This window comes from Bradyrhizobium sp. USDA 4510, assembly GCF_054059095.1.
Genome location: NZ_JBSSBT010000001.1, coordinates 8,329,017 through 8,352,509 on the forward strand (window position 1 = coordinate 8,329,017; position 23,493 = coordinate 8,352,509).

Genomic DNA, 23,493 nt, shown 5'->3' on the forward strand with positions numbered 1-23,493 from the left:
GCAGCGCTTCACAAAGCTGGCTGTCGTCGGGATCGGCGCAACGATCGCGATCAGCTTACAGCATTGTCGGATTGGCCGCGTTATGATCTGCTGCAACGCACTGCCCATCCTGACCTTCGGGTCTGAGGGAACTCGACGTCATATCCGTCTCGTAGCGTCTGTTGGTAGCCGAAGGGTTGGACTGCATGAGTGGTACGGAACGCATGCTCGGTGGCTTGGCAGAGTTTCTCGTATCGGCGGGACTAATGGCGGCGGGAGTATCGGCGGCCCATGCCCAGGCGGGGCCGCCCGGGCCTCCTGCCGTGGGCGTGTTCGAGGCGGTGAAGCGGCCGATCACCGAAACCAATGAATTTCTCGGACGCATCGAAGCCCCCAACCGCGTCAACGTGGTGGCGCGTGTGACCGCGTTCCTGGACAAGCGGAACTTTGTCGAGGGCTCCGAGGTCAAGGCCGGTGATCTCTTGTATCAACTCGAGCGCGGACCGTTCGAGGCCGATCTCGCATCGAAGAAGGCACAGGTCGCCCAATTGCAGGCGACGCTGGTCAACGCCAAGCTGACCACCGATCGCGCCAAGGCCCTGATGGGCGGCCCGGCCGGCCAGCAATCCAATGTTGATGCGGCGGTCGCCAACCAGCAGAGCCTCGAGGCACAGGTGCAGGCCGCGCAGGCGCAGGTCGACCTGTCCCAGATCAATCTCGACTACACCATGATCCACTCGCCGATCGACGGCAGGATCGGACGCACCGCGGTCACCGAGGGCAACGTCGTGACGCCGAGCTCGGGAACTCTGACGACCATCGTCAGCCAGGACCCGATGTATGTCACCTTTCCCGTGCCGGTGCGCGAGGCGCTCGATCTGCGCGACCGTTATGCGACGCGCGGCGGCTTCAAGGCCGTCGTCATCCGCCTGCGGTTGCCGGACGGCCGGCTCTTCGACAAGACCGGCGAGCTGAATTTCGTCAACAACACGATCGCGCAGAACACCGATACCATCTCCCTGCGCGGCACCATCCCTAATCCGCCGACATATACCTCCGTCGCGGCCGGCGGCTCGCTCCGCGAACTCACCGACAATGAGTTCGTGACCGTTCTCCTCGAAGGCGTGCAGCCGGTCGAGGTGCTCGCGATCCCGCGTTCGGCGGTGCTGTCGGACCAGCAAGGCGAATATGTCTATGTCGTCGGCGCGGACAACAAGGCCGAGCAAAGGCGGATCCAGCTTGGGCAATCGACCGCAACGATTGCGGCGGTGACGGGCGGCATCTCGCTCGGCGACAAGGTCGTCGTCGAGGGGTTGCAGAAGGTCAAGCCGGGCGAGGTGGTGGCGCCGGGGCCCGTCAGCGCGCTGATCCAGTCGAGCATGAAGGTTTCGGCGGATGGCGGCGCGAGCAGCGCGCCGAAATCGACGGGCAATAACCCATGATTTCTGCCGTCTTCGTCGATCGTCCGCGGCTTGCGATCGTCATCGCGTTCGTGATCACGATCGCGGGCGCGCTGGCGCTGATGCAGATTCCGGTCGCGCAGTTTCCGGACATCGTGCCGCCGCAGGTCACGGTCTCCGCCGTATTCCCCGGCGCATCGGCCGAAGTGGTCGAATCGAGCGTCGCCCAGCCGCTGGAAGCGCAGGTCGTGGGTGTCGACAAGATGCTCTACATGAAGTCGACCAGCGGCAATGACGGCAGCTACACGCTGACGGTCTCGTTCGCGCTCGGCACCGATCCCGATATCAACACCGTCAACGTCAACAACCGCGTGCAGAGCGCGCTCGCGCAATTGCCGACCGAGGTGCAGGCGCAGGGCCTGACCGTGCAGAAGAAATCCTCGGCGGTGCTGCAATTCATCGTGCTGTACAGCAAGAGCGGCGATCAGGATCCGCTGTTCATCACCAACTACGCCATCATCAACGTGCTGGACGCGATCTCGCGCACGCCTGGTGTCGGACAGGCCTCGCTGTTCGCGAAGCTGAACTACTCGATGCGGATCTGGTTCGACACCCAGCGCCTGACCAGCCTCAACCTGGCGCCGTCGGACGTGATCGCCGCGATCAGGGCGCAAAGCGTGCAGGCGCCGGTCGGCCGCATCGGCGCGCGTCCGATCAGCAATGACCAGCAGTTCCAGTTCAATGTGCAGACGCAGGGCCGCCTGACGACATCCAAGCAGTTCGGCGACATCGTGCTGCGGGCCAATCCGGATGGCTCGGTGCTGCGGATCAGGGACGTTGCTCGTGTCGAGATCGGCGCGCAGAACATGGATTCGGAGTCGCGGATCGACGGCAATCCCGGCGTGCCGATGGGCATCTATCTCGCGCCTGGCGCCAATGCCGTGACCACGGCCAAGGCGGTGCAGGCCACGCTTGCGCGGCTGTCGGAGCGGTTTCCGCCGGGGCTGACCTATCTCGTACAGTACGACTCCACCACCTTCGTGTCCGATACGATCAAGGAGGTGATGAAGACGCTCGGCGAAGCCTTCGTGCTCGTCGTGATCGTGGTGTTCCTGTTCCTCGGCAATCTGCGCGCCACGGTGATCCCGGCGGTCGCGGTTCCGGTCAGCCTGATCGGCGCGTTCGCGGTGCTGCTGGCGCTCGGCTACTCGGCCAATACAGTCTCGCTGCTGGCGATGGTGCTGGCGATCGGCATCGTGGTCGACGACGCCATCGTCGTGGTCGAGAACGTCGAGCGCGTCATGGAGGAGGAGCCGGAGCTATCGCCGGCCGACGCCACCAAGAAGGCGATGGCGCAGATCACGGCGCCGATCATCGCGATCTCGCTGGTGCTGCTCTCGGTGTTCGTGCCGATCGCGTTCATCCCCGGCATTTCCGGCACGCTGTTCCGCCAGTTCGCGGTGACGATCAGCGCCGCGATGGTGATCTCGGCGCTGAATGCGCTGACCTTGTCGCCGGCACTGTGCGCCGTGTTCCTGCGCCACGGCGGGCCGCGCCGCGGCATCATGGGACGGGTGCTCGGCAGCATCGACTGGGTGCGCGACCGCTATGCCGGCGTGGTGCAACGGCTGGTTCGTGTGGCGGTGCTGTCGCTGGTCGCGGTGCTGGTGTTTGCCGGCGCGGTGTTCGGCGTGTCGAAGATCACGCCGACCGGCTTCCTGCCCGAGGAGGATCAGGGCGCCTTCTTCATCGCGGTGCAATTGCCCGACGGCGCGTCGGTGGCACGCACCAGCGAGGTCACCAAGCAGGTCGAGGCGCTGTTGAAGAAGAATCCGGCGATCGACCATGTGCTGTCGATCATCGGTTTCTCGCTGCTCGACGGTGCCAGCGAGCCGAATTCGGCATTCATGGTGGCGCGCATGAAGGCGTTCGCCGATCGCAAGGCTGTCACCGACTCGGTGCAGGCTGCGATCGGGCAGACCTTCGTCGGGGGATCGCAGATCCGTCAGGCCTCGGTGCTGCCATTCAACCTGCCGCCGATCATCGGGCTTTCGACCTCCGGCGGTTTCGAATATCAGCTCGAGGCGCTCGAAGGGCAGGATCCGGCCTCGCTCAGCAGCGTGATGGGCGGGCTGATCGGCGCGGCGAACCGCAATCCGAATCTGGCCCGCGTGTTCTCGACCTTCACCGCGACCAACCCGTCGGTCTATCTCGATATCGATCGCGCCAAGGCGCAGGCGCTCGGCCTCAACATGGCCGACGTCTTCACCGCGCTGCAGGCCACGCTCGGCGGCATCTACGTCAACAACTTCAACCTGTTCGGCCGCACCTGGCAGGTCAATGTGCAGGGCGATGCCACCGATCGCCGCGACATTCCCGACATCTGGCAGATCTATGTGCGCAACAGCGGCGGCGAGATGGTGCCGATCCGCTCGATCGCAAGCCTGCGCATCGTGACCGGACCGCAGGTGATCACGCGCTACAACAATTATCGTTCGGTCACCGTGAACGGCAGCCCGGCGGCGGGCGTGTCCTCGGGCACCGCGATCGCGACGATGGCCGAGCTCTCCAAGTCGACGCTGCCTTCCGGCTATTCCTACGAGTGGACCGGCACGGCCTATCAGGAGCAGGCGGCCTCCGGCCAGACCGGCATCATTCTCGGCCTCGCGGTGCTGTTTGCCTATCTGTTCCTGGTCGCGCTGTATGAGAGCTGGACGATCCCGATTCCCGTGCTGCTATCGGTCACGGTCGGCGTGTTCGGCTCCTATCTTGCGATCAAGCTCGCGGGCCTCAACCTCGATCTCTACGGTCAGATCGGCCTCGTGGTGCTGATCGCGCTCGCCGCCAAGAACGGCATCCTGATCGTCGAGTTCGCCAAGGAGCAGCGCGAGGCCGGCAAGCCGATCGCGGAGGCCGCGACGATGGGCGCACAAATGCGCTTCCGCGCCGTCATGATGACATCAATTGCCTTCATCCTCGGCCTGGTGCCGCTGGTGGTCGCGACTGGTGCCGCGGAAATCAGCCGCCGTGCGGTCGGCACCGCGGTGTTCGGCGGTATGCTCGCCGCAAGCTCGGTCGGCATCTTCCTGGTGCCGATGCTGTTCGTCACCTTCCAGGGCTGGCGCGAGGGTGTAAAGAACCGCTTCGGCAGACGGACCAAGGCGGAACAGCCTGCCTCGCATTAGATACTGCCTAATCCCTTCGCGCATTAGGGAGGCGCGTGGGGCGGGTCTATGCTGCTGGCCTCATCGATGGAGTTCTGGATTGAGCGTTGCCTTCACCAAGGAAGAAAGTGCCGAGACCGCGTCCGAAACGCTGTTGCCGGACCGCCCCATTTCGCCGCATCCCAACCTGGTGACCGAAGCAGGACGCAAGGCGCTGGAGCGTGAGCTCCAGGCGGCACGCGAGGCCCTAGAGGCCGCGCAGCAGCTGGACGACGTCAACGAACGGCGGCGGCAGTCGGCGGTTCCGTTGCGCGACGCGCGCTATCTCACGGAGCGGCTCCGCACCGCGCAGGTCGTGCCTGACCCTGCTTCCACCGAAACCGTTGCCTTCGGTAGCACGGTGACCTTCAGCCGCGCCGACGGGCGGGTGCAGACCTATCGCATTGTCGGCGAGGACGAAGCCGATCCAAAGGCAGGCTCGATTTCCTTTGTCTCGCCGGTAGCGAGGTCGCTGATGGGCAAAGCCCTGGGCGACGTCGCAGGCTCGGGCGATCAGGAGCTGGAGATCGTCGCGATCGCTTAGAGAGTGATGGGATTAGATTGAATGGCGGTCGCAAAGGCGGCGCGTCCCCTCGCCCCGTTCTTACGGGGAGAGGGTTTGGGGTGAGGGGCTGCCTCCGCACACGCGGAGACAGATACTCTCGCGGAGACTCCCCCTCTCACCCGGAACGCATCTGCCGATGCGTTCCGACCTCTCCCCGCACGCGACCGCACGCGGGGCGAGGTGAACCGGAGTCCGCCGCTCGATTCGGAGCAAAGTGATCACGCTGCCGGCAGGGCAAGCCGCTCGATAGTCTGAATATGCCGCGCCAGCAGGCTGCAGGCCTGTTCGATGTTGCGTGCGCGCAGCGCCTGCAGGATCACGCGATGATCCTGGCTCGGCCGCGGCCGCCAGCCGGCGTTGCGCGCCATCGCGAACACCAGTCGCGAATTCGCAAGCTGCAGGCCGTCGAGGCTGGCAAGCAGCCGCGGCATCGCGCACGGCGCCACCAGCGCATGGTGAAAGGCGCGATTGGCCATCTCGAAATCCTGCACCGTCTCGGCATTGTCGCCTTGGATCATGGCGAGTTCGATCCGTGCCAGATGGGCCGATGTGAGCCTGGGGGCGGCATTGCGCAACGCCACCACCTCGAGCGCGGCGCGCATCTCGGCGATTTCCTTCACCGACCTGGTGTCGAGCGGCGCGACCCGCACCCCGCGTCGCGGCACCGCAACAACGAGATGCTGCGCCTCCAATTGCCTGAAGGCCTCGCGCACCGGCACGTGGCTCGAATGGAATTCGCGCGCGACATGATCCTGCCGCAGCGGCGCGTCCGGCAGCAATTCGCAGTTGATGATGCGCTCGCCGATCGCTTCGGCGATGCGCCCCGCGGTGGTCGTGTTCGCGCCTTCGCTCGTCATAGATTATCTATCGTAAAAACGGGTGCGCGCGCGTTCGGGCTCGGCTAGCATCGTTCTAAGTCCACAGATCATAGATAATATACCAGATTATCTATGATCCACAGCAAACGAGAAAGCAAGCCATATGGTTGATGTCGTGGAAATCGAACGGACCGACAGCCGCACCAGCGCAGCGCCCCGCAAGACCTGGGACCGTGCCGAGGCTGAAGCGCTCTATGACCTGCCGTTCGCGGATCTGATGTTTCAGGCGCAAGGCGTGCATCGCGCCAACTTCAATCCGAACCATGTCGAAACCGCGAGCCTGCTCAGCATCAAGACCGGCGGCTGCCCGGAAGACTGCGGCTACTGCTCGCAAAGCGCGCATTACGACACCGGCCTGAAGGCCACCCGCCTGATGCCGCGGGATGAAGTTGTCGCGGTCGCGCAGCGCGCCAAGGATGCCGGCGCAACCCGCTTCTGCATGGCCGCGGCCTGGCGCAGTCCGAAGGACCGCGATCTCGATCAGGTCTGCGACATGGTCAGCGCGGTGAAGGGCCTCGGCATGGAAACCTGCGTCACGCTCGGCATGCTGACGCCAAAGCAGGCCGAGCGTCTCTCCGACGCCGGCCTCGATTTCTACAACCACAACGTCGACACCTCGCCCGAGTTCTACGACAAGATCATCACCACCCGCACCCTGCAGGATCGCATCGATACGCTCGCGCATGTGCGCGACGCCGGCATCAAGGTCTGCTGCGGCGGCATTATCGGCATGGGTGAACAGGTCGATGACCGGCTCGGCATGCTGATGCTGCTTGCCAATCTTCCCAGCCATCCGGAGAGCGTTCCGATCAATCTGTGGAACGAGGTCAAGGGCGTGCCGGTCAACGACACCGCGGAACGGCCCGATCCGATCGCGCTGGTGCGTCTGGTTGCCACCGCGCGGATCATGATGCCGAAGAGCGTGGTGCGGCTGTCGGCCGGACGGCAATACATGACCGACGAGCTGCAGGCGCTGTGCTTCCTCGCCGGCGCGAATTCGATCTTCATCGGCGATGTACTGCTGACCACCAAGAACCCGCAGCGCGATCGCGACGCCAATCTGCTGGACCGGCTCGGCATCAACTCCGCCCTCGCCTGAGCGCACCTCCGGCACGCGCGCGGCGGGATTCGCCGCGCGACCAACTACAAATCTGAGAGAGAAGCATGAGCGCAATCCATGCGGCCAAGGTCGCTGATTACGCCGCGGCCTTGCACGCCCTGAGCAAGGACGATCGGCTGCGCGGTCTCAAGCCGCGCGCGGGCATCGATTTCGTCTCGAACGACTATCTGGCGCTCGCGAACGCGCCGCGCATCAAGAATGCGGTCTCGGCCGCGCTCGGGGCCGGCACACCGATCGGCGCCGGTGGGTCGCGGCTGCTGCGCGGCAATTGCGAGGAGCACGAACGGCTAGAGGCCGAAGCCGCCGCGTTCTTTGGAGCCGAGACGGCGCTGTTCTTCGGCGGCGGCTATGTCGCCAATTTCGCCGTGCTGACGACGCTGCCGCAGCGCGGCGATCTCCTGGTGCTCGATTCTCTCGTGCACGCCAGCATCCATGAAGGCGCGCGGGCCGGCCGGGCCGAATTCCGGATCAGCGCGCACAATGATCCCCAGTCGGTCGAAGACACCATTCGCGGCTGGCGTGCCGAGGGCGGCACGGGCCGGGCCTGGATCGTGGTCGAAAGCGTCTACAGCATGGATGGCGACGTCGCGCCGCTCGACGACCTCGTCGCCATCGCGGACCGGCACGACGCGTTCCTGATGGTGGACGAGGCGCATGGCACCGGCGTCTATGGCGAGCAGGGGCGTGGGCTGACGGCGTCCTATGAGGGGCGCGAGAACCTCGTGATCGTTCATACCTGCGGCAAGGCGCTGGGCGCCGCCGGCGCGCTGGTCACCGCTTCGACCGTGCTGCGCGACTTCATGGTCAATCGCTGCCGCCCGTTCATCTTCGCCACTGCACCGTCGCCACTTGTGGCCGTCGCCGTGCGCGAGGCGCTGCTGATCCTGCAGCAGGAGCCCCTGCATCAGCAGCGCCTGGCAAAACTGGTCGCGTTCACGCATCGCGAGCTCGACCTGCGCGGTTGGCGCAGCCCGTCGCGCTCGCAGATCGTGCCCTATATCGTCGGCGACAATGCGCGTGCGATGCAGCTGGCGTCTGCGCTGCAGGCGCGCGGCTTCGATATCAGAGGCATCAGGCCGCCGACCGTGCCGGCAGGCTCTGCCCGGTTGCGGATTGCGCTGACCCTTAATGTCGACGAGGACGACGTGCGCGCGCTGCTCGACGCGCTGGTCGACGAGACCAAAGGCTGGTCGCGATGACGAGCCGGATCGTGATCACCGGCACCGATACCGGGATCGGGAAGACGGTGTTCTGCGCGGGCCTCGCCGGCTTCCTCGGCGCGCGCTACTGGAAGCCGGTTCAGGCCGGCCTCGAGGAGGAAACCGATGCGCAACTGGTCGCACGGCTTGGCGGGCTCCCGGCGGATCGCATCGTGCAGGAACGTTACCGGCTTCGAACGCCGGCTTCGCCGCATCAGTCTGCCGCACTCGACGGCGTGCGCATCGACGCTGCCGCGCTCGGCGTGCCCGATGCCGGGGACCGTCCGCTGGTGATCGAGGGCGCCGGCGGGCTGATGGTGCCGCTCGACGGCAACACGCTCTATATCGATATCTTCGCGCGATGGCGCCTTCCGGTCGTGCTGTGCGCCCGCACCGCGCTCGGCACCATCAATCACTCGCTGTTGTCGGTCGAGGCGCTGCGCACGCGCGGGATCGACATTCACGGGATCGCATTCATCGGCGAGAGCAATCCCGAGAGCGAGCGCGCGATCTGCGAGATCGGGCAGGTGCGCCGGCTAGGCCGGTTGCCCTGGCTTGCTCCGCTTGCGGCAGACACGCTGCAGGCAGCGTTCAAGGCGTCGTTCCGGCGGGAAGATTTCAATCCATGACATCCGCTCGGAAGTCGCCGATCTGGCACCCGTTCACCCAGCACGCGCTGCACGGCGAGATGACGAGGATCGTGCGTGGGGAGGGCGCCTATCTCTACACCGCGGATGATCGCCGCATCATCGATGCGATCGCATCCTGGTGGGTCGTGACCCACGGCCATTGCCATCCGCACATCGTGCGCGCGATCCAGGACCAGGCGGAGCAGCTCAACCAGATCATCTTCGCGGGCCATACCCACGATCCGGCCGAGCAGGTCGCCGCGCAGCTGTTGAAGCTGGCGCCCGACGGGCTCGATTACGTGTTCTTCTCCGACTCTGGCTCGACCAGCGTCGAGGTGGCGCTGAAGATGGCGCTCGGCTACTGGCACAATATCGGCGCGACGCGCACGCAGATCATCGTGATGGAAAACTCCTACCATGGCGACACGGTCGGGACGATGTCGGTCGGCGCGCGCGGCGTCTTCAACAGGGCTTACGAGCCGCTGCTGTTCGACGTCGCGTCGATCCCGTTTCCGGCGCCTGGCTATGAACAGACGACGCTCGACGCGCTCGAAGCCGCGTGCAGGAAGGAATCCGCGGCAGTGTTCATTGTCGAACCGCTGATCCTGGGTGCGGGCGGGATGCTGATGTATCCGCCCTGGGTGCTGAAGGAAATGAAACGCATCTGCGCAGCCGCTGGCGTGTTGTTCATCGCCGACGAGGTGATGACCGGCTGGGGCCGCACCGGCACCTTGTTCGCCTGCGAGCAGGCGGACGTCAGGCCCGATATCGCCTGCTATTCGAAGGGCCTCACCGGCGGTTCGCTGCCGCTCGCGGTGACGCTGTGCCGTGCGGAGATCTACGACGCACATTATTCCAGTGATCGTTCGCGCACCTTCTTCCACTCCAGCTCCTACACGGCAAACCCGGTCGCCTGCGCTGCTGCAAAAGCAAACCTCGAGCTCTGGCAACACGGTGCAGGCGCGCGCGTCTCCGCGGTGGCTGCGATGCAGGAGCGTCTGCTCGCCGCGTTCCGTGCCGACGCGCGCTTCGAGAACGTCCGCCGCACCGGGACCGTCACCGCACTTGATCTGAAGGCGAGCGATGCGGGCTATCTCGCCGGCATCGGCCCAAAGCTTCAGGCCTTCTTCGAACGCCGCAATCTGCTGCTGCGGCCGCTCGGCAACACGATCTACGTCATGCCGCCCTATTGCGTCACCGAGGCGGATCTCGAGGAGATCTACGACGGGATCAGCTGTGCGGCCGACGCGCTGGCTTGACGGCGCGCTTCGCGCCCAAAAGTCAGGGATGATGATCGCATCGCGGTCGTGGTGCGCGCGATGGGGTCTCATACGACATCGGCGTGCCCTTGCAGGCACGCCGATGAGCCCGATCATGAGTGCTGGCGTGCCGCCGGATGCGGCCTCGCAGCGGGATGAGGCCGCGGCGCCGGTCGTGACACATGCGGGGGCGCGGGCCGATGCACAACCGCTTGCGCGACGCGCGGCGCCGGTGGATGCGCGACCGCGCGTGGCTGCGGCGGTGCATGCTGCACGAGCTGCGGTCTTGACGCCGGCGGAGCGACGTGCGGCGCGGGTGCGGGATGTGCGCCGGCACCGGGGAGAGTATGCGCAGTCGGCAAGGCGTGTCCCGGCGGCAAAGCGTTCCCCGTCGGTAGAGCGTGTCCGGCCGGCGAAGCATTTGCTGTCGGCAGGGCATGTCCTGGCGGCGGAGCATTCCCCGTCGGGAGAGCATGTCCCGTTGGCAAGGCGTGTGCGGCCGTGGGTTGCGCATGTCGGGGCGGCGGCGCCGCGATCGGCTTGCCCGGGCGCGCGGCCACCACGCCGGCGCCGCTGAACCGTGCTGCGTGCGCGGTCGCCGCGACCGCCGGATGACCATGGTTGTTGGTGAGCGTCAGCGCCGGATTCTTCATCGCCGCTTCCGCGTGTCGCGTCTGCTCGCCGGTCGCGGCCATGTGGTGCCCGCTCTGGGCCGCGAGCTGCTGCGGCGTCGGCTTCACCGTGGTGCCGCCGGTGCCGCCGTTGTAGCTGACGTTGGTCGTGTTGTTGACGACGGTCTTGTTGTAGACGTTGGTGACCGAGACGTTCGAGATGTTGTTGACGGAGCTGTTGTAGAAGAAGCTGCCGCCGCGCCAGTAGCCGCCCTCATAGCCGACGCCGGTGTAGCCGAAGCCATAAGAGATGCCGCCGTAGAAGCCGACGGTCGCGCCCCAATATCCGGCGTGGAAGGCGTAGGCGCCGTCGCTCCAGCCCCAATAGCCGGGGGTCCACAGCAATTCGGGCGCAGGCGGAAGCACCCATGTGCCGGGCACCCAGTAGTAACCGGTGTCGTCGTTCCATGCCCAATAGCCCGGAGTCCAGATGTAGCCGGGCGCGGGGATCGGCGGCTGGACATAGACCGGCAATGGCGGCGGCGCCGCATTGACGGTGATGCCGATGGCAAGCTGCCCGCGTGCTGGCGCGAGCGGTGAGAGACAGCAGAGGCTGAGAGCCAAGGCGAAAGGCAGTCCGGCGATGCGGCGCATGGCACATACTCCAATCTTCTTCCCCCAGCGTTGGAGTCGAATAGTGGCGGCGACATGAACCCGTTGTGAATGTTTGTGCTGACACCGTGATTTCGAGTTCGCGCGACGGCGGGATCGTTAACGACGGCGAATGCAAGTCAGCTCGGTGTCAGGATGGAACGCGACGGTGCGGTCGCGTCAGCTTCATCACTGCGCCAAATAGTCGAATTTTCGATTTGAATTGGACGACGACCCCCTGCGCGTCATCAATCGGTGCCCGGAGCATCCGGCTGCCAAAGGCCGGGCAGGGAGGTTTGGCATGGCGCGATCCGCCGACATCGACATCAACGCGGGCGCGCGCCTCGACAGGCTACCGATCTGCGGATTCCACTGGCGCATCCTGGCCCTGATCGGCGCCGGCATGTTCCTCGACGCGTTCGATATCTATCTGGCCGGCGGCGTGCTGGGCGCCGTGCTCAAGGCAGGCTGGTCGACGCTCGAGCTCAACGCCGCATTCGTCTCCGCGACCTTCGTCGGGATGACGATCGGCGCGTGGTGCTCCGGCATCCTCGGCGATCGGTTCGGCCGCCGCTTCTCCTATCAGATGAACCTCGCGATCTTTGGCCTCGCCTCGATCGCCGCGGCCTTCGCGCCGAACATGATGGTCCTGATCGGCCTGCGTTTCATCATCGGCATTGGCCTCGGCGCAGAGATCGTGGTCGGCTACGCGACGTTGACGGAATTCGTGCCGGCTTCCTCGCGTGGACGCTGGATCGGGCTGCTGGCCGTGATCACCAATTTCTCGCTGTTCGTATCCTCCATGGTCGGCCTGTGGGTGATCCCGACGCTTGGATGGCGCTACATGTTCGGCCTTGTCGGTTGCCTTGCGATGGTCGTCTGGATTCTGCGCAAGTCGATGCCGGAATCGCCGCGCTGGCTCGCCGCCAACGGACGCGCCGATGAAGCCGAGAAGGTCCTGTCGGCGATCGAAGTCGAGGCCGCGCGCAAGGCGACACTGCCTGCCGTCGCTGCCCGCGCGCCGGTGCAGGAGTCTCCCGGCGCGGTCTGGCGTCTGTTCCAGCCGCCGTATCTCGCGCGCACGCTGCTCGGCAGCCTGTTGCACATCGTCGTCGGCTTCAGCCTCTACGGGTTCATCGGCTGGCTGCCGACCTTCATGGTCAAGGGCGGCCACAGCGTGGTTTCCTCGCTGGGCTACACCACGGTGATGGCGCTGGGCGGCCCGGTCGGATCGCTGATCGGGCTCGTGCTGGCGGACCGGCTCGGACGCAGGCTGTCGATCGTCTGTTCGTCGATTGCGGCAGCGGCGCTCGGTATCGCCTATCCATACATGCCGGATGGTGTTGCGCTCGCGGGTGTGGGCTTCCTGCTGATCACGGCGATCTACGTGATGCTGGCGACCGGGTTCGCGATGCACGTCCCCGAACTGTTTCCGACGCGGTATCGGCTTCGCGGCACGGCGATCTGCGCCACATCCGGACGCATCGCGACCGCGCTGGTTCAATACGTCGTGGTTGCGATCTTCGCCTGGCAGGGGCTGACCGGCGTGCTGACGACCCTGGCCGGCATCCTCGTCTTCCAGGCCGTGGTCTTCCTCGTGTTCGGTTTCGAGACCAAGGGGCGCTCTTTAGAGGACGCATCGGCCGTCACGGACGCCGAGGCAGCACGTCAATCGCCCATGGCGCGGAGGCCGGCGGACCTCGGCGCCTAGTTCAGGTCGGAGCACGCCGCCCTGATCCGGTCGCGGAGCCAGCCGTTGGCGTTGCTCTGATCGTATCTGCGGTGCCAGTACAACATCCAGTCAAACGGCGCGGATTCGAACGGCAGTTCCTCCATCCTCAGATCATCGTCCATCAGCACGGTCGCGAGGTGCCTCGGCATCACCGCGAGCAGATCGGTCTTCTTCAAGACATGGGGCACGACCAGCCAATGCGGCACGTTCAGGGCGATGCGTCTTCGATGGCCGCGTTCGGCGAGCACGTCGTCGACGAAGCGAAGATCGGTCGGGCTCATCGAGACCTTCATGTGCTCCCGCGCGATGAAGCGCTCAAAAGTCAGCCGTGCGCGCTTGATCTGGTGTCCGCGTCGCATCAGGCAGACCATGCGGTCTCGCAGCAGCGTTTCCGAACGGATCGATGCGGAATGCTCGAGCCCCATGCTCACCGCGACGTCGATCTCGTCCCGCTCCAGCGCATCGATCGTCAGGGCGGGCGGCAGATGGATCGTGTTGTAGGAAATTCGGCCCTCCGGCGGCCGCGTTGCGGCGAGCCGCGGCAGCAGCAGGCATGCGAGAATGTCCGACATCCTGATCGTGAAGGTGCGTTCGGTCCGGTCTGGATCGAAGCCGGCGTCGCTCGCCATCACGCGCTCGACCTGACGCAGAACCTGGCGCAGCGGCTCCGCCAGTTCGGTGGCGCGGGGCGTCGGCTTCATCCCGGTTGTGGTCCGCACCAGGAGTTCGTCCTTGAACATCGCGCGCAGCCGGTTAAGCGCATTGCTCATCGCGGGTTGGCTGAGGCCGACCCGGTCTGCCGCCTTGGTGACGTGACGCTCGGTCAGCAATGCGTCCAGCGCGACGAGCAGATTGAGGTCGATGGATCGAAGGTTCATTCATCATTCATATCGTGAATGACGAGAGATAACAAATCCATTTCATCCATGATGGCGCAGCGCGTATCAATCGATCAGGACCAAGGAGGCACCAATGAGCTTTGAGACGATCAAGCGCGACGTGAAGATCTGCATGTTCGACCAGTACGGCACGGTCGTCGACATGCAGGGCGGCCTGACCAGGATCGCGGCGCCGTTCCTCGAGAAGAAGGGCTGGAAGGGCGATCCGAATTCCTTCGTCACGTGGTGGCGTCGCACGCATTTCGAGAACTCGATGATCGATGCGCTGCTGCATCGCGAGCACACGCCCTATCGCGAGATCGGGCACCGCGCGGTTGCCCACGTCATGGACCGCGCGAAGATCGACTATACGATGGACGATGTGCGCTACCTCGTGGGCGAGATCGAGAAGCTGTTGCCGTTTCCAGAGGTGCCGGACGCACTCGCGCGGCTGCAACGCAAGTACAAGCTCGTCGTGCTCTCGAACGGCGATCCGGACATGCTCGAGACCGCGAAGCAGTACCACAAGGTCCCGTTCGATCGCGTGATCTCGGTGGCCGAAGCCAATTCGTTCAAGCCGCATGTCGCGACCTATACGAAAGCGGCCGAGATCATGGGCGTGAAGCCCGCGCAGGTGCTGTTCGTGGCCAATCATGCCTTCGACTGCATCGGCGCCAAGTCCGCCGGCATGCGGACGGCCTTCATCGATCGGCGCAGCCGCCCGTTCGGCATCACGCCGCATCAGCCCGATATCCTGGTGCCGTCGATGAAGGACCTCGCCGATGCGATCGTCTGATCGCGAGCCGCTGTCGGGCATCAGGGTCCTCGACCTCTGCCGGGTGGTCTCTGGCCCGTTTGCCACGATGCAGCTCGGCGATCTCGGCGCCGACATCGTCAAGATCGAGGATCCGCGTCAAGGCGACGAAAGCCGCCGTTACGGACCCCCCTTCGTCGGCGGCGAGAGTGCGTATTTTTTGTCGGTGAACCGCAACAAGCGAAGCTGCGCCATCGATCTGAAGTCGCCGGCTGGGCGCGACGCGGTGCTCGATCTTGCATCCGTCGCAGACGTCGTCATCGAGAACTTCCGCCCCGGCACCCTGGACAAATGGGGGCTCGGCTTCGACGCGCTGCGCGCCCGAAAGGCCGACATCATCCTGTGCAGCATTTCGGGATTCGGTCGCACCGGTGCCGACGCCGCGCGCCCCGGCTACGATCTGATTCTGCAGGGCGAATCCGGCGTGATGGACATCACCGGCGATCCGGACGGACCGCCGACCAAGGTCGGCACGTCGATCGCGGACCTCGTCACGGGCCTTTATGCGTCGCATTCGGTGTTGGCCGCGCTGATGCGCAAGAGCCGCACCGGCGAGGGCGGCCGGGTCGACGTCTCCATGCTCGACGCCATGGCGTCGCTGCTGACGTTCAACGCCGGCATGTACTTCGCCTCGGGACAAAGCCCGAAGCGCCGCGGCAATGTCCATCCGACCATCAGCCCGTATGAACCGTTCGAGGCGAGTGACGGCTGGATCAATGTCGGGGTCGCGAACGACAAGTTCTGGGCGGCGTTTTGCGGCGTCGTCGGCCGTCCGAAGCTGCGCGAGGACATCCGCTTCGCAACCGCTCCGAAGCGTGCGGCGAGCCGCAACGAGCTCGTCGCGATCCTTTCGCCGATCTTTGCCCGGCGAAGTCGCGCCGACTGGCTGCAGGCGCTCGGCGCGGCGGGCATTCCGTGCGGCGCGATCAAGTCGGTCGGCGAGGTCTGCGAAACGCCTCAACTCACGCAGCGGGGAATGGTCCAGACCATCAGCCATCCGGCGGCGGGAGATGTGAAGTTCATCGCGAGGCCGACGCGGTTCGGCGACGAACCGCCGCCACCTTCCACGCCGCCGCCGATGCTCGGCGAACACACAGGCGAGGTGTTTACGGAATGGCTCGGCTGGAGCGACGATCGGCTCGAGAGGTCAGCGGTCGATGGCGCGTTCGGCGACTTTGGACGGACGTTCGTGCGATCGTCGATGTGAGCGGCGCCGCTGCGGTCGCGCCGCGCCGCCCAACGTGCGGCGAAATGGCGCGTAGCACAGTCCTGGCCTTTACCTGATCAAGCGCGCCCGTCCGCAGGAATTAAGAACTCGCTTTCCAAGATACAGAATTTGGATGACGCAATCCTGAATCGACGCCAATATTCCGGCCCAGGTTGAGGAGCGGCGCGCGATGAAGGACTTTATTGCCAAGTTCCTAACGTACAATCTGGAGATGCTTGCCAAGGCCTCGGATGAGGACCCGGCCGCGCATGACCAGAATGCAGTCTGGCTGCGCGCTGCGATTCCGGCTTGTCCGGCGGCAGCCGAGATCGGTTGGATCGGCGGCAATCCAGAACTTCCTGATCCCTTCCAATGGCCCAGCAGGGACGGCCAGCCGTATCAGTTTCTTTGCCAGATCAATTGCGCGTCCTTGCCGCCCAGCCTGTGGGGCGGCGTCGGTCCGAGGGCGGGGTGGCTGGCATTTTTCGCAGCCGTGTCCGGCCGTATCGACGTGAAAGTGATCCATCAACCGACGCTCGGACCGCAACGTCGCAACGAACGCGCCTGGCAGAAGAGCGCCACGGGTCTGTATTGGGTCGATGACAAGTATGACGGGCTGCTGGCACCGCCGCCCAGATGGCCGCTCGACTTCGTGCATCCCGTCGACGGCGAAAGCTGCGTTCCAAACCGGCTGCGGCGCAATCCTTCTGCCGATGCAGTTTTCGCCATCGCATCGTGGGAGCTTCAGCCGATCGATTGGAGAACGCTCGAACTGCTCGTGCAGGAGGTGCTTGCCCAATCGAGGGCGTGGGCGGCGCGTCTGACCGACGCGGCGCGGCAGCAGGAAGCGCGGCTCAAGCAGCCGCGCAAGGAGCTGGTGACTGCGTTCGAGCAACTCGCTGAAACAGCGGAACGGCTGCGCGAGGCGTTGGCACGTTCCGAAGCGGAGCAGCCATTCTCGTTGCAAAGCTGGCTGTCCCACGCCGAACTGGTCCTGCGCATCAGGGAGCTGCACAACGAGATCACCTTGCAGCGTGGCGGCAGCTTCGTTGCGGCGCTCGACAAGTCGGAAATCGAGCTCGCCAATGGCGAGGGTTTTCTGGCGCCGATCTGGGTGAAATCGAAAGCGCCTCTGTTTCCGCCCGATACCGAGCAAGGGCGCAGATATGCCGGGCTGGTTCGGCTCATTCAGGACCTTGAACGAGATATTCAGGCCGACGTACGGATGCCGTCGCCCGACAGGGGCGTTTCAGCCGATCTCGCCGGCTGGCTGGAATACAGGGAGAAGTTTCCGCAGGACTGGGAAGCCTATGCGGCGCGGGTTCGCGGGATTCGCAAACTGTACTACGCGTTCTGGATCGACAACGCCGCGGCGCTCGAGACGACGATGGCGCATGGTCGCGGGCTGCCGCCGCCCGAAAGCTGGGCAGACGCCCGCGGGCGCGCGGAGAGCGAGCGCGACTGGGCGCATGAGCAATTGCGCAGGTTCGGAACGGCCGAGGCAAGCGAGGGCCAGAGGCCCGCCATCGCACGGAGCAGGCAGCAGAAGGCCGAGGCGCTCGTCGCAGAGCTGGAAGCGGTCATGCGCAGGATCCGCGATCGCCAGAGCGAGGCCGCGTTCGTGCCCGACGAGTGGACCGCGCTCTATCGGCTGCTCGATGAGCGTGCGGCCGATCAGGCGCTGCCGGAGTTTTGGTCGACGGGGTACAGGGTGTTGCGCTCCGAAATCGCCAAGCAGCTTTACGCCGACGATCCCGATGCAGTGATCCCGGCGGCCCGGCATCCGCTTGAGACCGACTGGGCGTTCGACGCCGAGCAAGCCACGCTCCAGATCGGCGGCGCCCCGCGCGGCTGGTGCGCGGACTTTATCGAAGACAAGCCGAACTCGGTCATGCTGCTGCAATTTCCGAGCAACAATCTCACGCATTTCAGATGCGGCGACGTCAGCGACCTCGTCGTCTCGATCTCCCGCTCCGATCTTGAACGGTACGACTTCAAACATGTGCGGGTGGATGTATCGAATTGACAGATCCGCCGCAAAGGCGGTTGCCGGTGGCAGCCAAATGATCAGCGAAGCGAAAGACGGCCAATATCCGATTGCTGGCTGCGCAAAGGTGTCCTTTTGAAACGGCCTGTCATTCTTGCCGTCATGGCCATTGCATTGGCGTGGCTGTTGGTCCGATGCAGTACGCCGCAGGCATCTTTGCGCTACCGGATGACCATCGAGGTCGAAACCCCCGGCGGGTTGAAGTCCGGCTCTTCAGTGATGGAACTGCGCCTTGAGCGGGAATTCCTGATCCCGATGCCGGGCGCCGGTGGTTCCGACTGGGGTGGTGGCTTCACCATGCACGGCGAAGCCCCATTTGTGGATCTTGGCGACGGAAAGGTTCTGTTCGCGACGAACTACGATCGAAATTACAGCTATCTGAGCAGCATGACGCATATCGTCGTCCAGGTTCTCGGTTATCGCGAGCTGGCGCCGCCACTTCCGTCCGGCGACAACGCGAGAACCATGAGCGCGGCTGTCAAAGCCAAGCCATCCGGCGTCCTGCGCCCGAAGGACTATCCGACGCTGGTGACGTTCACCGACACGAGCAAGCCTAAATCCGTTGTCGTGGTCTCGTCCGACAATCTCGCCGCCGCCTTCGGGGCGGGCTACCGGCTCGGCCGAATGACGTTTCAAGTGGCCGAGCAGAATGCGCCGCTCACCGCTACTCTCGCGGCCCGTTTTCCGGCGCTAGTTGACGAGCGCGGCCGGCTGATCCTGCGTTAACTGGCTCGGTGATGCATCGCGAGGTGTTGGCGGCGTCCCGTCAATCGGGACAAGGCCTCGGGTTGAGCCGGCGCCATTCCTCCGGCGGCATGAAGGTGCCCGACCATATTCCGCGCCTGGCTTGGTTCGCCTCGTCCTGCTCCGGCTGAGACGGTCACTGGCATTGCCAGGATCGATATCCGGTTTCATACTCTGGCATAGGCCGGAGCCGGCCAGCTAACCTGACGGCGCGGCCAACCCGGAGAATACAAGAGACAATACCGGGTTTCTGAGCGGCGGAGAGACGGCGATGTCGTTTCGTCTCGCATTTGCCTTTGTGTCAATAGCGGCGGTGCTGGTTGATTCGACTGACGCCGTGTCGCAGGACATGCTGCGGAGTGTCGACCTCAACAGTCCGGAAATGACGGCGTCGGAGATGACGCGCGCCGAGGTCGATGCGCTCCTCAAATCGATCCCTCAAGGGGACGGACGCACTGCAGATTTGGATGGAAAGCGACTGTCGCACCTCGATCTCTCGGGCCTCGACTTCTCCGGCGGCAACCTTCATCTCGTAAAGCTCAACCAGACCAATCTGAAAGGCGCCCGCTTCGATCGGGCTATCTTGAACCAGGCCTGGCTAATCGACGCAGACTTGACAGGGGCGTCCCTCGTCAAGGCATCGCTGCTCGGCACGCAGATGCAACGCGCCAAGCTTGGCGGCGCCGACTTGAGCGGCGCTCGGATAACCGCCGATCTTTCCGGTGCCAGCCTGATCGGGGCCAGGCTTGCGGGCGCCGATCTGAGCGCTGATATGCGCAACCAATCGATGGGCCTGATGCGTGGCGTGCTCAAATCCGCCGATCTGCGGAACGCGGATTTAAGCGGCGCCAATCTCTCGCGCGCCGATCTCGAATTTGCGCAACTGCAGAATGCCAATTTGGCGAACTGCAGCCTCCATAGAGCTGACCTTGCGGGAGCCGACCTATCCGACGCCAATGTCGCCGGCGCAGATTTCACCGAGGCCGACCTTGCGTCGGCCCTGTTGCCGAGCGCGGCGGCGCTGGCCGAGGCCCGCAATCTGGACAAGGCCCGGAACTTGAACTTGGCGCGGCGCCCCCGTTAGGGATCGAATTGCAGTGTCCTGCGACAAGACCTATGTTCTGTCTTGAGAACCACGCAGCCGCTCATCGTGCGGCGGGCAGGACCACGGTGGATGGTTGCATGTCGCACCGGAGGTGACGCCATGACCATTTCTTCCAAACTGCACAATTATCTCGCTGCAGAAAACATCGAGTACGACGAAATCCCGCACGTACTGACGATGTCGTCAGCCCTTACCGCCCAGGCTTGTCACGTCTCGGGCGATCGCTTGGCCAAGGCCATTGTGCTGCGCCGCAACGACGGGTACCTGCTCGCCGTGCTGCCGGCATCGCATCACCTCAGGCTGGCGGATCTCAGGGCGAGATTCGGTGACGATATCGCCATGGCCGCTGAAGGCGAGATCGATCGGCTGTTCACGGACTGTACGCACGGGGCGGTTCCCGCCGCCGGTAGCTGCTACGGGCTCGACGTTATCGTTGATGACAGCATCCGGATGCAGCCCGAGATCTATATCGAAGCCGGCGATCATGAGACGTTGCTTCATCTCGGTCGTGCGCAATTCGCACGCCTGACCGCCGGTTCCCTGCATGGCAGCTTCAGTGCGCATGACTGAGGCGGCGTGACAGCGGGACCATCTATCTGTGCGCCCCGACTGGAGCATGATCCGGAGGGGTGCGAAGCGGCTCTTCCCCGAGGCAAGGGAGGAACGCGCTTGCGCGGAGATCATGCTCAAGCAAGGGGCTCGAGCGCGATAACGCTTCGACCCGGTTTCATCGTGCCTTAAGGCGCAGCACGCATGCAGTCGCGCCAGCTCTGTTGTATAATTGCGAGCGAGGGGGTGCTGCCTTGGACGGGAGGTCCTCCATGAAAGTCAAGGACGTGATGCACAAGGGCGTCGATTGGGTGAGCCCCGACACGCCAATCACCGAAATCGCGAAATTGATGCAAGGGCACGACATCGGCTGCATTCCGATCGGGCAAGACGATCGTCTGATCGGGATGGTGACGGATCGCGACCTCGTCTGCAAAGGTCTCGCGAGCAAGGACTTCAACTCTGCGCGCACCACAGCGCGGGATGTGATGACCGAAGGCATCCACTGCTGCCGGGAAGACGACGATCTGACGAAAGCTATACATCACATGGAAACGCTGAAGATTCGCAGACTGCCTGTGATCAACAAGAGCAAGCGGATGGTTGGCATGATCAGCCTGGGCGATGTAGGCCACTTTGCCGGTGCCGATCTCTTGTCCCAATGCATGAAGAGCGTGTCGGCTCATCATTGAGGCGAGGCCGGTCTGCGGGAAGCTGGCAGACCGGCCAGTATCGTGGTCAACCGGGAAGGCAATCGGTGCCGGCTGTCTCGCAGGCATCGGCCCGAAGCTGGACGGCGATCGGCACAGTTCGATCTCCATCCAATCTGTCGGGGGGCGGATCGCACGACGATCCGCCCGACACCTCGTTATCGCCCGGTCGATCAACCGAGGTGATGAACCTTCTGCAAGCCGTAGACCGGGGTTGGGATGCCTTCCATCCGCGCCTTCAGTTGCAGCGCCAGATACTGGGAGTAATGCCGCGACTGGTGCAGATTGCCGCCGTGGAACCAAAGTGCCTCCTGCTGGGTCGGCTTCCACATGTTGCGCTGCTCGCCCTCCCACGGGCCGGGGTCCTTGGTGGTATCGGAACCAAGACCCCAGACCTTGCCGACCTTGTCGGCGACGTTCTTCGAGATCAGGTCGGCGGCCCAACCGTTCATCGAGCCATAGCCGGTGGCATAGACGACGAGATCGGCGGGGAGTTCGCTGCCGTCCACGAACCTGACGCCGGTTTCGGTCAGTTCCCGCACCGCAGCGCCCTTGCCGCTCTTGAGCTTGATCGAACCGTCGATCACGAGATCGCAGGCGCCGACGTCGATGTAATAGCCCGAACCGCGGCGCAGGTACTTCATGAACAGGCCGGAGCCGTCGTCGCCCCAATCATGCATGAAGCCGACTTTCTCCAGCGCGGCGTAGAAATCCTTGTCGCGCTCGCGCATCTGCTCGTAGAGCGGGATCTGGAATTCGTGCATGATCTTGTAGGGCAACGAGGCGAAGATCAAATCGGCCTTGCGCGTGGTCATCCCGCTCGCCACCGCCTGCTCCGAATAGAGCGCGCCGAGCCCGATATCCATCAGCGTGTCGGATTTCACGATATGCGTGGACGAGCGCTGCACCATGGTGACGTCGGCGCCACCTTCCCATAGCGCCGCGCAAATATCGTGGGCGGAGTTGTTGGAGCCGATCACCACCACCTTCTTGCCGCGATATTTCTCCGGCCCCGGGTGGGTCGAGGAATGCTGCTGCTCACCCTTGAAGATGTCCTGCCCCTTGTAGGTGGGCCAGTTCGCCTTGCCCGACATGCCGGTCGCCAGCACGAGCTGCTTCGGCTTGAGCGTGATCTCCTTGCCGTCGCGCTCGACCACGACGGTCCATTCCCCGGCCTTCTCGTCATACTTGGCCGACTTCGCCGTGGTCGAGCTCCAGTAGTTGAGCTCCATGACCTTCGTGTACATCTCCAGCCAGTCGCCGATCTTGTCCTTCGGCGCGAACACCGGCCAGTTTTTCGGGAAGTCGATATAGGGCAGATGGTCGTACCAGACCGGATCGTGCAGGCAGAGCGACTTGTATCGCTTGCGCCAGGAATCGCCGGCGCGTTCGTTCTTCTCGATGATGATGGTTGGCACGTTCAATTGCCGCAGCCGCGCGCCAAGCGCGATGCCGCCCTGGCCACCGCCGATGATCAGCGCATAGGGTTGTTTTGCATGACCCAGCTCGGTGATTTCCTGGTCACGTTCCTCGCGCCAGCTCTTACGGTCCTTGCCATGGCCGTGCTTGGCGCCGAGCGGACGGGTGGAGCCGGACTTTTCCTCATGTCCCTTGATCTCGGCCATGGTGGTGAGCAAGGTCCAGATGCGTCCATCCTTCATGCGCAGGTGACCATAGCCGCGCGCGACATCGGTCTCGAATTCGATCCAGCTCTCGATGATGCCGCCGGCCTCGCTCGCGGCTTCGCCATCGGCAATGCGCCATCCCGACGGTTTGCTATCCGCAAGCCGCGCTTGAAGCATGTCGCGGATCTGATCCTTGCCTTCCATGGTTTTGATGTTCCAGGTGAAGGTGACCAGATCGCGCCAGTAGCAATCGGTCTGGAACAGCGCGATCGCGCGTTCGATGTCACCCGACGACAATGCGACGTTGAACTCGTCGAGCAGCGCGGTGATCTTTCCGTCCGGGGCCTTCGTGAGCATGGTTTCATTCTCCCATATGCCGGCGTCGATCGCCTTTGCGTCGTGGGTCCGGCGCGTTTGTTAGCGAGGTCGAATCTTGCCTCGACCACCGTGTCAGCAAGCCTCATGCCATTGCGGCGAATCTCGAAAAACGCTCGGCATTTCCTCGCGTTAGCTGTCGGCGCCAGGCCGCCTCACTTGTTGCGTCATGCAACAGGTGTTGCACGCAACAAACTTGATCGGCGGCACAAT

The 23,493-nt window shown here is 64.3% G+C and carries 19 protein-coding genes; 15 read left to right on the forward strand and 4 right to left on the reverse strand.

What is annotated here, in order from left to right:
- Positions 1 to 185: 185 nt before the first annotated feature.
- From ACVMDN_RS38750 to greA, 3 genes are all read left to right on the forward strand, one after another.
- Positions 186 to 1,421, forward strand: coding sequence for an efflux RND transporter periplasmic adaptor subunit (locus ACVMDN_RS38750; RefSeq protein WP_244558656.1), 1,236 nt, complete (start codon positions 186 to 188; stop codon positions 1,419 to 1,421).
- Positions 1,418 to 4,564 carry an efflux RND transporter permease subunit gene (locus ACVMDN_RS38755; protein WP_076824574.1) on the forward strand — a complete coding sequence of 1,049 codons (3,147 nt, stop codon included), beginning with the start codon at positions 1,418 to 1,420 and terminating at the stop codon, positions 4,562 to 4,564. Before ACVMDN_RS38750 ends, ACVMDN_RS38755 begins: the two co-directional genes overlap by 4 nt.
- 79 nt (positions 4,565 to 4,643) lie before the next feature.
- The gene (gene greA, locus ACVMDN_RS38760; protein WP_076824576.1) at positions 4,644 to 5,126 is read left to right on the forward strand and encodes a transcription elongation factor GreA; all 483 of its coding nucleotides are present in this window, start codon (positions 4,644 to 4,646) and stop codon (positions 5,124 to 5,126) included.
- A gap of 239 nt (positions 5,127 to 5,365) precedes the next feature.
- Here greA and ACVMDN_RS38765 read toward each other — a convergent pair whose 3' ends face one another.
- Positions 5,366 to 6,004, reverse strand: a complete 639-nt coding sequence (locus ACVMDN_RS38765; protein WP_076824578.1) for a GntR family transcriptional regulator — start codon at positions 6,002 to 6,004, stop codon at positions 5,366 to 5,368.
- Between the two features lie 124 nt (positions 6,005 to 6,128).
- On the opposite strand from ACVMDN_RS38765, the gene bioB reads away from it, so the two are divergent.
- The 4 genes from bioB to ACVMDN_RS38785 all read left to right on the forward strand — a co-directional run bounded on the left by bioB (position 6,129) and on the right by ACVMDN_RS38785 (position 10,232).
- A complete protein-coding gene (bioB, locus tag ACVMDN_RS38770) occupies positions 6,129 to 7,124 on the forward strand; it encodes a biotin synthase BioB (RefSeq protein WP_076824580.1) in 996 nt (331 codons plus the stop codon).
- Between the two features lie 65 nt (positions 7,125 to 7,189).
- Positions 7,190 to 8,344, forward strand: coding sequence for an 8-amino-7-oxononanoate synthase (locus tag ACVMDN_RS38775; RefSeq protein WP_076824582.1), 1,155 nt, complete (start codon positions 7,190 to 7,192; stop codon positions 8,342 to 8,344).
- Entirely contained in the window at positions 8,341 to 8,973 is a 633-nt protein-coding gene (gene bioD / locus ACVMDN_RS38780) for a dethiobiotin synthase (RefSeq protein WP_076824584.1), read from the forward strand. Before ACVMDN_RS38775 ends, bioD begins: the two co-directional genes overlap by 4 nt.
- Positions 8,970 to 10,232, forward strand: a complete 1,263-nt coding sequence (locus tag ACVMDN_RS38785; RefSeq protein ID WP_057015366.1) for an adenosylmethionine--8-amino-7-oxononanoate transaminase — start codon at positions 8,970 to 8,972, stop codon at positions 10,230 to 10,232. The genes bioD and ACVMDN_RS38785 overlap by 4 nt, the downstream gene beginning before the upstream one ends.
- Before the next feature lie 113 nt (positions 10,233 to 10,345).
- Here ACVMDN_RS38785 and ACVMDN_RS38790 read toward each other — a convergent pair whose 3' ends face one another.
- Complete coding sequence (locus tag ACVMDN_RS38790; protein ID WP_076824586.1) at positions 10,346 to 11,497, reverse strand: YXWGXW repeat-containing protein; 1,152 nt, start codon at positions 11,495 to 11,497, stop codon at positions 10,346 to 10,348.
- A gap of 298 nt (positions 11,498 to 11,795) precedes the next feature.
- Here ACVMDN_RS38790 and ACVMDN_RS38795 point away from each other — a divergent pair, with 298 nt between their 5' ends.
- A complete protein-coding gene (locus tag ACVMDN_RS38795) occupies positions 11,796 to 13,205 on the forward strand; it encodes an MFS transporter (RefSeq protein ID WP_456835836.1) in 1,410 nt (469 codons plus the stop codon).
- On the opposite strand, the gene ACVMDN_RS38800 is transcribed toward ACVMDN_RS38795, so the two are convergent.
- Positions 13,202 to 14,104: a LysR family transcriptional regulator gene (locus ACVMDN_RS38800; RefSeq protein ID WP_076824590.1), complete on the reverse strand. Its 903-nt coding sequence runs from the start codon at positions 14,102 to 14,104 to the stop codon at positions 13,202 to 13,204. The genes ACVMDN_RS38795 and ACVMDN_RS38800 overlap by 4 nt on opposite strands.
- Positions 14,105 to 14,198: 94 nt before the next feature.
- Here ACVMDN_RS38800 and ACVMDN_RS38805 point away from each other — a divergent pair, with 94 nt between their 5' ends.
- From ACVMDN_RS38805 to ACVMDN_RS38835, 7 genes are all read left to right on the forward strand, one after another.
- Positions 14,199 to 14,900 carry a haloacid dehalogenase type II gene (locus ACVMDN_RS38805; protein WP_076824592.1) on the forward strand — a complete coding sequence of 234 codons (702 nt, stop codon included), beginning with the start codon at positions 14,199 to 14,201 and terminating at the stop codon, positions 14,898 to 14,900.
- The gene (locus tag ACVMDN_RS38810) at positions 14,887 to 16,125 is read left to right on the forward strand and encodes a CaiB/BaiF CoA transferase family protein (protein WP_076824594.1); all 1,239 of its coding nucleotides are present in this window, start codon (positions 14,887 to 14,889) and stop codon (positions 16,123 to 16,125) included. Before ACVMDN_RS38805 ends, ACVMDN_RS38810 begins: the two co-directional genes overlap by 14 nt.
- Before the next feature lie 190 nt (positions 16,126 to 16,315).
- A complete protein-coding gene (locus ACVMDN_RS38815; RefSeq protein ID WP_076824596.1) occupies positions 16,316 to 18,151 on the forward strand; it encodes a DUF1963 domain-containing protein in 1,836 nt (611 codons plus the stop codon).
- Positions 18,152 to 18,247: 96 nt separating this feature from the next.
- Complete coding sequence (locus ACVMDN_RS38820; RefSeq protein ID WP_141340230.1) at positions 18,248 to 18,898, forward strand: hypothetical protein; 651 nt, start codon at positions 18,248 to 18,250, stop codon at positions 18,896 to 18,898.
- A 289-nt stretch (positions 18,899 to 19,187) separates the two neighbouring features.
- A complete protein-coding gene (locus ACVMDN_RS38825) occupies positions 19,188 to 20,000 on the forward strand; it encodes a pentapeptide repeat-containing protein (RefSeq protein WP_076824600.1) in 813 nt (270 codons plus the stop codon).
- Positions 20,001 to 20,120: 120 nt separating this feature from the next.
- Positions 20,121 to 20,591, forward strand: a complete 471-nt coding sequence (locus tag ACVMDN_RS38830; protein WP_200844595.1) for an aminoacyl-tRNA deacylase — start codon at positions 20,121 to 20,123, stop codon at positions 20,589 to 20,591.
- Between the two features lie 251 nt (positions 20,592 to 20,842).
- Positions 20,843 to 21,262, forward strand: coding sequence for a CBS domain-containing protein (locus ACVMDN_RS38835; RefSeq protein WP_057015376.1), 420 nt, complete (start codon positions 20,843 to 20,845; stop codon positions 21,260 to 21,262).
- A gap of 191 nt (positions 21,263 to 21,453) precedes the next feature.
- Here the strand turns inward: ACVMDN_RS38835 and ACVMDN_RS38840 are convergent, their stop codons facing one another.
- Positions 21,454 to 23,262, reverse strand: a complete 1,809-nt coding sequence (locus tag ACVMDN_RS38840) for an NAD(P)/FAD-dependent oxidoreductase (RefSeq protein ID WP_076824604.1) — start codon at positions 23,260 to 23,262, stop codon at positions 21,454 to 21,456.
- Positions 23,263 to 23,493: the final 231 nt, after the last annotated feature.

Coding starts and splice junctions, on each gene's coding strand:
- ACVMDN_RS38750 (WP_244558656.1), top strand. CDS start 186: ATGAGTGGTACGGAACGCATGCTCGGTGGCTTGGCAGAGTTTCTCGTA.
- ACVMDN_RS38755 (WP_076824574.1), top strand. CDS start 1,418: ATGATTTCTGCCGTCTTCGTCGATCGTCCGCGGCTTGCGATCGTCATC.
- ACVMDN_RS38765 (WP_076824578.1), bottom strand. CDS start 6,004: ATGACGAGCGAAGGCGCGAACACGACCACCGCGGGGCGCATCGCCGAA.
- bioB (WP_076824580.1), top strand. CDS start 6,129: ATGGTTGATGTCGTGGAAATCGAACGGACCGACAGCCGCACCAGCGCA.
- ACVMDN_RS38775 (WP_076824582.1), top strand. CDS start 7,190: ATGAGCGCAATCCATGCGGCCAAGGTCGCTGATTACGCCGCGGCCTTG.
- bioD (WP_076824584.1), top strand. CDS start 8,341: ATGACGAGCCGGATCGTGATCACCGGCACCGATACCGGGATCGGGAAG.
- ACVMDN_RS38785 (WP_057015366.1), top strand. CDS start 8,970: ATGACATCCGCTCGGAAGTCGCCGATCTGGCACCCGTTCACCCAGCAC.
- ACVMDN_RS38790 (WP_076824586.1), bottom strand. CDS start 11,497: ATGCGCCGCATCGCCGGACTGCCTTTCGCCTTGGCTCTCAGCCTCTGC.
- ACVMDN_RS38795 (WP_456835836.1), top strand. CDS start 11,796: ATGGCGCGATCCGCCGACATCGACATCAACGCGGGCGCGCGCCTCGAC.
- ACVMDN_RS38800 (WP_076824590.1), bottom strand. CDS start 14,104: ATGAACCTTCGATCCATCGACCTCAATCTGCTCGTCGCGCTGGACGCA.
- ACVMDN_RS38805 (WP_076824592.1), top strand. CDS start 14,199: ATGAGCTTTGAGACGATCAAGCGCGACGTGAAGATCTGCATGTTCGAC.
- ACVMDN_RS38810 (WP_076824594.1), top strand. CDS start 14,887: ATGCGATCGTCTGATCGCGAGCCGCTGTCGGGCATCAGGGTCCTCGAC.
- ACVMDN_RS38815 (WP_076824596.1), top strand. CDS start 16,316: ATGAAGGACTTTATTGCCAAGTTCCTAACGTACAATCTGGAGATGCTT.
- ACVMDN_RS38825 (WP_076824600.1), top strand. CDS start 19,188: ATGTCGTTTCGTCTCGCATTTGCCTTTGTGTCAATAGCGGCGGTGCTG.
- ACVMDN_RS38830 (WP_200844595.1), top strand. CDS start 20,121: ATGACCATTTCTTCCAAACTGCACAATTATCTCGCTGCAGAAAACATC.
- ACVMDN_RS38835 (WP_057015376.1), top strand. CDS start 20,843: ATGAAAGTCAAGGACGTGATGCACAAGGGCGTCGATTGGGTGAGCCCC.
- ACVMDN_RS38840 (WP_076824604.1), bottom strand. CDS start 23,262: ATGCTCACGAAGGCCCCGGACGGAAAGATCACCGCGCTGCTCGACGAG.